This window comes from Eubacterium sp. AF15-50 (assembly GCF_934835595.1).
GTDB lineage: Bacteria > Bacillota > Clostridia > Lachnospirales > Lachnospiraceae > Eubacterium_G > Eubacterium_G segne.
The window spans coordinates 5636-12930 of record NZ_CAKVZL010000064.1 but is presented as its reverse complement, the minus strand read 5'-3'; the positions used below and the strand labels follow the sequence as shown (position 1 = coordinate 12930).

The window sequence follows — 7295 nt, the reverse complement described above, 5'->3', positions numbered from 1 at the left end:
CATATATGCACACTGCATATAAAACATATACGCCACAACCAGTATATGCTTTCTTCCAAGAATATTATTTATAAGCAACACAATTATAATTCCTATCACGCCACCTATTTTCATTCCTGTTAAAGATTTTTCCATAAAATATCCCAACATACTTCCTGCCCAAACTCCATAGTAAGCTGAAATGCAATTGGATATAATCACTTTGCCCTTTGTAAATATTGATAATAGCAGCAAAATACATCCCATAATCATAAGGAATATATGAAGTAATTTCATATATTCCGTTTCAAAATATAATTCATTAAGTAGTTTTACATCCACCATTTTACCTCCCATACATATATTTTTTCCTGTGTTTGTTCCCTATCTTAACTGCTTATCATTGTTATACGACACCCTATTCCGTAGGATATTATACCTGCCATATGTATAATATTTGTATCGTATAAAAAATATATAAGGGATTCCCCCATGCCTGACAAAGAGCAAAAAAACACCGCATCCATGATTTAGTCACAGATACGGTGTTGTAAGTTTTTAATTAATATTAATTAGTAAAGTCCTGACCAACCTTCACCCTGATTTGCTGAACCTGATGTATCAGCTGAAAAATTGTTATCAGGGCTTGTAGTAATAACGTCCTTTGTATCAAACTCTACTACTTCTGCCTTTGGACTAATATATTTCTCTGACATTGTGTTTCCTCCCATAATTATTTTATAAATGAGTCAACTACAGGTATTTCTGATGCAGCAATTCCCGGATATCCGGCAGCCTTAACTGCTGATGCTACATAGCTTACGCTTCTTGTCTGACTCATTCCTGAGTAAACAGTTACTGATGTATTGTCAGTATATGTAATGGTTACATATGCTCTGGCAATGAAATCTCTTGTATAGTTTGCTTCTGAAATATTAGCTACTGCTCCGCAATATGTCATTGCGCTTTCGTCAAACCAACCTTCATTAACAATATTAAGCATTGCATATGGGCTTGTCAAGTCTAAAGCAGATGAATTATTTTCATATATATCATTTGCCGTAATTAACATACCTTCCTTAATAGCATCTGATTTAACAGCTTCTCCATTGTTTGATGAAACCTTTGCCTGGAACTTAAGTCCTGCCGGTGTTGAAAGCTTAATAGCTGCACCGTTTGCCATATCTACTGAAAGGCTGTCAATTGAAGTAAGGGCAATATCGCCTGTTATTGTAAGTACGGTTCCCGGTTTATAAATCTTACCATCTGTATAGTATCCGTACTGTGCATCACCTAATGTATAAGTGCTTCCGTCTTCAACTTCTGCAACTTTATTTCCATTAATTGTTACTGAATGTTTTACTGTCTGTGCCTTTTCAACTTTTTTGATAGAAACTTTAGCTGTTCCAAGAGCATGAGTAATCTCTACTTCGTTTATTTCCTGAGTTAAAGCAGAAAGATATACAATAACTCCTGCACCCTGAATTGTTGCTACATTTTCTTTAACACCGTTTACTGATACTTCACTAATTCCTGATGGCACATTCATATAGATACCCATTGCCGGTGACCAGCCAGGCTGCTGAATGCTTACTACTTCATTTACTGTCATATTTGCCTTATCATAATAATATGATGCAGTATCATCACTTCCTGCAATTTCAACCCAGTTAGCTTCTCCTGTAGGCTGTGTTGTAGGTGTTTCCGTTGGTTTTTCTGTAGGTGTTTCCGTTGGTTTTTCTGTAGGTGTTTCTGTTGGTTTTTCTGTAGGTGTTTCTATTGGTGTATCACCACCATCTGTTCCATTTTCATTTTTTACAATAACAGTTGCTTTTCCGCCTGCATATTCAATTTCAACAGTGTTTGTTTTCTTTGTCATTGCTGAAATGAAAACAATAACTCCTGCTCCCTGAATTTTTGCAACTTCATCACCTGTTTTTCCATTAACTGCAACTGAGTTGATTCCTGCCGGTACATTTACATATATACCTTTTTCAGGCGACCAATCCGGCTGCTGAATATTAATGACTGATGCTGTTGTTGAATCGTCATATGAGAATCCATCCCCTAAGTCTGTCCAAACCTTTACTGAAGGATCTCTTGTTGTTGTTTCCCCTTCATCTTCGATTTTTAATGTTGCATTTCCTGTAACAGTAGCTGAATTTTCTGTAGCTGTTGCGCTAACAACTATCTGATATTCTCCTACTGCCAATGTGCTTACCTCTGATAAAGGAATAAACATACCATGGGCATTTGTTCCGTCAATTTTTACACTTTTTCCATTTACTGTTGTTGTAATAGAAGCAGCATCTACTTCTGTACCCCATGCAAAATGGATTCTTGCCTTGTCAAATATTCCCTGACATGTAAATCCTACAATAGTAGCATCGCCGTCTGTAACTGTGTAAATTTTTCCTTCTACAGCAGCACTTCCACTTGCTTCAACCGATGTCTGTCCATAAAATGCCATTGAACTGACAACCATAGCTATGGCACAAACATAAGCAAAAAACTTTTTCATTGAATTACTTAATTTCATCATATACTCCTTTCTATAACTCAACTTTTTTTCAGATGATGTTCCTCCTTTTTTTCGTTCAATCACCCTATTTCCATTTTAGCATATTAAATAAAAACCGATTAGGTGTTTTTTTTTATAAAAGTATCATTTTTATATTTTTTTAGTTATCTGAAAGTATAATAGCCGAGTATCAAACAAACTCCTATAGAACCTTTAAATCTATTTTATCATAAAATAAACATATTTTTTTAACCATTTTTGCAAATCCAACTATATTTCTTCCCGGTCTTTCCACTAGTATCATCGACATACGTATCTCTTTACCTCCTTCACTGATGACCAGTTGGTGTAAACCTTATTTTCATTAATTATCTTATATGCCCTAAAACGTACATAATATTTCTTTTTCTTTTTTAAATTTTTCGGCTTAAAATATACTTTCGACGTTACTGCTGTTTTTTTTCCTTTTTTAAATTTTTTATCTGTTGCATACTGAATCTGGTATCCCTTAGCCCCGGTAACTGCAATAAAAGTAACCTTTTTTCTTGCCACTTTCTTAAATTTTGCTTTTTTGACGGCAAAAAAGGCCGACCGGGTTTTAAGTGAATATCCCAAAGGTTCAACATTATACTCATTTTGAGCCATGGGATAAACATTGTAAAACTCCATAGTCTTGTACTCTTCTAAGCGGGTATGTTTATTAAAATTATCTCCTTTTAAAAAGTAACGATATTTTATTCCATTTTGTATTAGTTCAGCATCCCATGTTGAATCAAGATTGTAATAGTAATCTCCAAGCTTTACAATATTCCAGCCATGGCGCACATTATGACTTCCAAAACCTGCAATAACTCTTACAGATATTCCCAATTCCTTAAGTATCCTGTACATCAGCTGGGCATATCCCTGACATACTGCATTTCCCCTAAACAAGGCTGACCACGATGTATATACGATTTCATCAACTGTGCTATCAGAATATTTTACGTGTTCACACACATAATCATATACCATTTTAATTACTTCATAGTCTGTAGTTTCTTCTGTAATTTCCAATTGGCTTATAATTTCTTTCACCTTGGCATCTACCTGCTTTTTTTGCTCTAAAGTAGTGAGATACCATACTTCAGTCCTGAAGTGATAATAATAGTAGATTTTCTTTTTTTCTTTTCTTGTATAACGTGTATAGGAAGGGTATTCCCTGTCTATATCCCAATACATGTAATCCCCTTCGTCACCCTTTGATGTGACTTTAAATGCCTGACTCTCCAGTTCATCAAACACTTCTGCCGGAACAGCATTCGTTGATTTAACATATGCGTTTACTTCATACTGATGATTTAACAGCTGTTTTCTATAACCTGTAGCTGCTTCAGCAACTGACTTATATGAAGAGGTTTTCCTGTTTCCTGAATACAGTCTTTCTCTTCTTTCAACAAGGATTAATTTTTCCCTTGTTTTCATAGTGGAAATCTCATCAATCGCATTCCTGCTAATTGTGTCAGCATAAACGTTATTGTTACACCATGTTACATTCTCCATTGGAGAACATAATATGACAGTAGCAATAATAAGACATATTATTCTTTTAATTTTTATTTTCATTTAAACTCCTGTTATTTTATTTTTCCATAACGGGTACTAAATTTTTCTCCGTTATATTTAAGCTGTCTTACCATCTTCTTTCCGCCCTTTAAAGTATATGTGAACCTCTGATTATGATTAGCTCTTAATCTGAATTTCAGCTGATAAGTTCCAATTAATATTGAATCTACCTTATTTTTGGTACTTATAACTGTATCAAATCCCAGATAGTCATTATTCTTATCTATAATTCTAAGACACATTTCGTCCTTGTAGAGAACCTGTGAAATATATATCTTATATATCTTCTTTTCTCCATTGACTTTTCCCGTATGTTTCCATGTGCCTACCCAGTATTTAACCTTACTGTTAAAGCTGCTCATTTTACTATAAAGTGTTCCTGCTTTTTTGTAGCTCTTCTTAATTGTTTCAAGGAGTTTCATTGCCTCAGAAATTTTTCCCTGTTCTCCTAATTTTACAGCCTGCTTATAAACACTTTCATTAAGGTTCTCTGACTTGGTATACTTAGATACACTATTGTATATTTCCATGCCGTTTTTTGTATCGCCCTTATCTACTAAAGCTTTAGCATAGCCATATCCATATGTCCCGTACTCTGTTTCGTAAGATTTATCCTTTGCATACACATTTTTAATTGTGTTCCATGCTGTTTCATAATCTTTTTTGAGGTAATAAATTTCTGCCATCCCGGCACTTGCCCTATTAACCAGATTCATATCTGCTGCCGCATTGCTGCTTGACTTAAATAAATCCATTGCCTTATCATATTCTTCACTTTGCAATGCCGTGGCACCTGCATAATAATCTAAAAATGCTCCGCACATTTTTCCATATCTGCTGTTTTTGTCAGAATTATACCCTTTTTTGAAATACTCAGTTGCCTTATTTTCATCTTCACTATCTAACTGATTTAATCCCAGATTATAATATGCTTGGGCTAAATATTCCTCACTTTTTAAGAAACCGTTAAGTTCATTAAAGGAATTTATAGCCTCTTCATAATTCTTATTGTTAATTAACTTTTTAGCTGCCGTATATTTCTTATTAGGAATAAAGTAAGTCATAACAGCCACTGCTGCTAATCCTGCTATAATCACAATTATAATTGCTGCCGTAATATATCTCTTACGAACCGCCTTTTTTCTGTTTACACGTCTGCTTTCACTGTTTTGCTTTCTTTCCTCATTCTGCTTTACTATGGCATATTTTCTTTTGGCATCATTAAGCAACTCTGCTGTATTCATATACCAGTAAATTCTCTTAAATATCTCTATTCCATTGGCAATGCTTGCTGAATCGTCCTTTTCAACATCCTCCGTTGCTGAAATATAGCTGTCTTCATAGTCCTTAAGCTTTGCCTTTGCAAACACTTCCACATCATCAAGTACCCCTACCGATTCACATATTGCCTCTTTTTTATTCCATACTGTTCCGTCTTCAAAAACAACACTGTCTATTTTTATTACAAATTTCTCTGCTGCTTCATTTGAAACAGTTATCTTTGCAGCTTTGCCCTTTGATTCTAAATACTTAAGTCCTAAAGCTCCATACTTATGCTGAATTTCTTCTGCATTGCCCTCATTATCACTGGCATATACAGTTATATTTAAATCCCTGATTGTCTTTTCATAAATATTGGTAAACTTAAGGGTAAGTCTGTTCTTATTGCTTACGGTATCACGCTCAAGCTCTCCTGTTTCAAACAAAACAGGACTTCCGTATGTCCATAAATTCTCTTTTAAATCTAATATTTTTTCATAACGCTTTAAGCCTTCAGACTGTGAAACTTTATTGTCGTTCGTTTCCGAATTATTTATGTTTTCTGAATTACTTAAAGCTTCCGCACTATTTTCCTGCTGATTTGCAGTATCTTCTATAATATTTTCATTCATCTTTTCTTCCATATTAGTCTCCAATAATAATATTTTTAAGATTATAGTATCAATGGTTATTGTATCACATTTGACAAAATAATACACCCCAAATGTTGATATCTGCTCCAACACTTAGGGTGTATAAAAATTTGTATGAGATTTTAAAATAATTTATTTTTTAATTTTTACATGCTTAACCTTTGACCAGCTTCCATATATCTTTTTGCCTTTATATACCTTATATGCTCTTACCTTAACATAGCAGGTACTTTTCTTTTCAAGTCTCTTTAACGTATACTTTGTTTTTGTAGTATTTTTTTGTATATAGCCCTGAAATCTTTTATTGTCGCAATATCTGATTTGATATCCCTTGGCATCTTTTATCTTCTTAATGGTAAGGCTTACTTTTCTTCCCTTTACATTTTTCATGGATTTAACTGTAGCCCTTGCCGATTTCGCCTTTGCTTTCTTTTCCGCCTCTGCTTTAGCTGCAGCAGCCTTCTTTGCTGCTTCTGCTTTAGCTGCAGCAGCCTTCTTTGCTGCTTCTTCCTTAGCTGCCTGCTCTTTTTCGTCAGCAATATCCTGAGCTGTCTTGTCTCTGTAATATCTTACATAGTCTACTTCCATTGTTGCCGGAAGTGCTGATGTTGCAGGCAATTGATTAGAAGTTAAATTTCCTCCTACTGCCACATTTAATAACATATAGTAATTATCTTTTAATTCTTCCATTCCGGCTACATATGTATAAGAACCTATTAATTGATTATCATAGAATACTCTTATTTTGTCGTCAGTTCTGTAAACGCCGTATGTATGCCACTGGGTTTTATCAAAATTCGGGAAACCGTATGCTGTCGGGAACTTACTTTCATAATGATCCTTTGTAGGTGCTGCCACTGTTGTCCAATGCATTGTTGCATATGGGAACTGGTTGGTATTTATGGATTCCATTATGTCAATTTCACCACACATAGGCCATGTATGTCCGTTAGTTCCTAACATCCAGAATGCCGGCCATATACCTTTTGCTGAAGGAAGTTTGATTTTTGCTACAACGTAGCCGTTTCCCACTTCCACTTTTCCTGCTGTTTTAATACGTCCCGAGGTGTAATTTTTTCCACCTACAGACTGCTTTCTTGCAGATATTTTTAAAGTTCCGTTGTTTACATATACATTATCTGTGGAACTTGTATAATATTCCTGTTCGTTGTTTCCCCAACCCCAGTTTCCATTTCCAATTTCATAAGTCCAGTTGTTTGTATTAAGTGCATCTCCTTCAAACTCATCCGACCATATTAACTTCATGTCACTTGGAT

6 protein-coding genes are annotated in these 7295 nt (G+C 34.8%); all 6 read right to left on the bottom strand.

What is annotated here, in order from left to right:
- The coding region (locus Q5O73_RS07825; protein WP_302669409.1) for a hypothetical protein at positions 1–336 on the bottom strand (336 nt) is incomplete at its 3' end.
- Positions 337–551: 215 nt separating this feature from the next.
- Positions 552–695 carry a hypothetical protein gene (locus Q5O73_RS07820; protein ID WP_021951992.1) on the bottom strand — a complete coding sequence of 48 codons (144 nt, stop codon included), beginning with the start codon at positions 693–695 and terminating at the stop codon, positions 552–554.
- Positions 696–712: 17 nt separating this feature from the next.
- The gene (locus Q5O73_RS07815; protein WP_302669408.1) at positions 713–2542 is read right to left on the bottom strand and encodes a hypothetical protein; all 1830 of its coding nucleotides are present in this window, start codon (positions 2540–2542) and stop codon (positions 713–715) included.
- Positions 2543–2800: 258 nt separating this feature from the next.
- The gene (locus Q5O73_RS07810; RefSeq protein WP_302669407.1) at positions 2801–4105 is read right to left on the bottom strand and encodes a transglutaminase domain-containing protein; all 1305 of its coding nucleotides are present in this window, start codon (positions 4103–4105) and stop codon (positions 2801–2803) included.
- 11 nt (positions 4106–4116) lie between these two features.
- On the bottom strand, positions 4117–6009 hold the full coding sequence (locus tag Q5O73_RS07805) for a lipopolysaccharide assembly protein LapB (protein WP_021951874.1): 1893 nt from the start codon (positions 6007–6009) through the stop codon (positions 4117–4119).
- Between the two features lie 141 nt (positions 6010–6150).
- On the bottom strand, positions 6151–7295 hold a 1145-nt coding region (locus Q5O73_RS07800; RefSeq protein ID WP_302669406.1), incomplete at its 5' end, for a glycoside hydrolase family 16 protein.

Excerpts from the sequence above, each read along its gene's own strand:
- Q5O73_RS07810 (WP_302669407.1), bottom strand. The coding sequence starts at position 4,105 with ATGAAAATAAAAATTAAAAGAATAATATGTCTTATTATTGCTACTGTC.
- Q5O73_RS07805 (WP_021951874.1), bottom strand. The coding sequence starts at position 6,009 with ATGGAAGAAAAGATGAATGAAAATATTATAGAAGATACTGCAAATCAG.
- Q5O73_RS07820 (WP_021951992.1), bottom strand. The coding sequence starts at position 695 with ATGTCAGAGAAATATATTAGTCCAAAGGCAGAAGTAGTAGAGTTTGAT.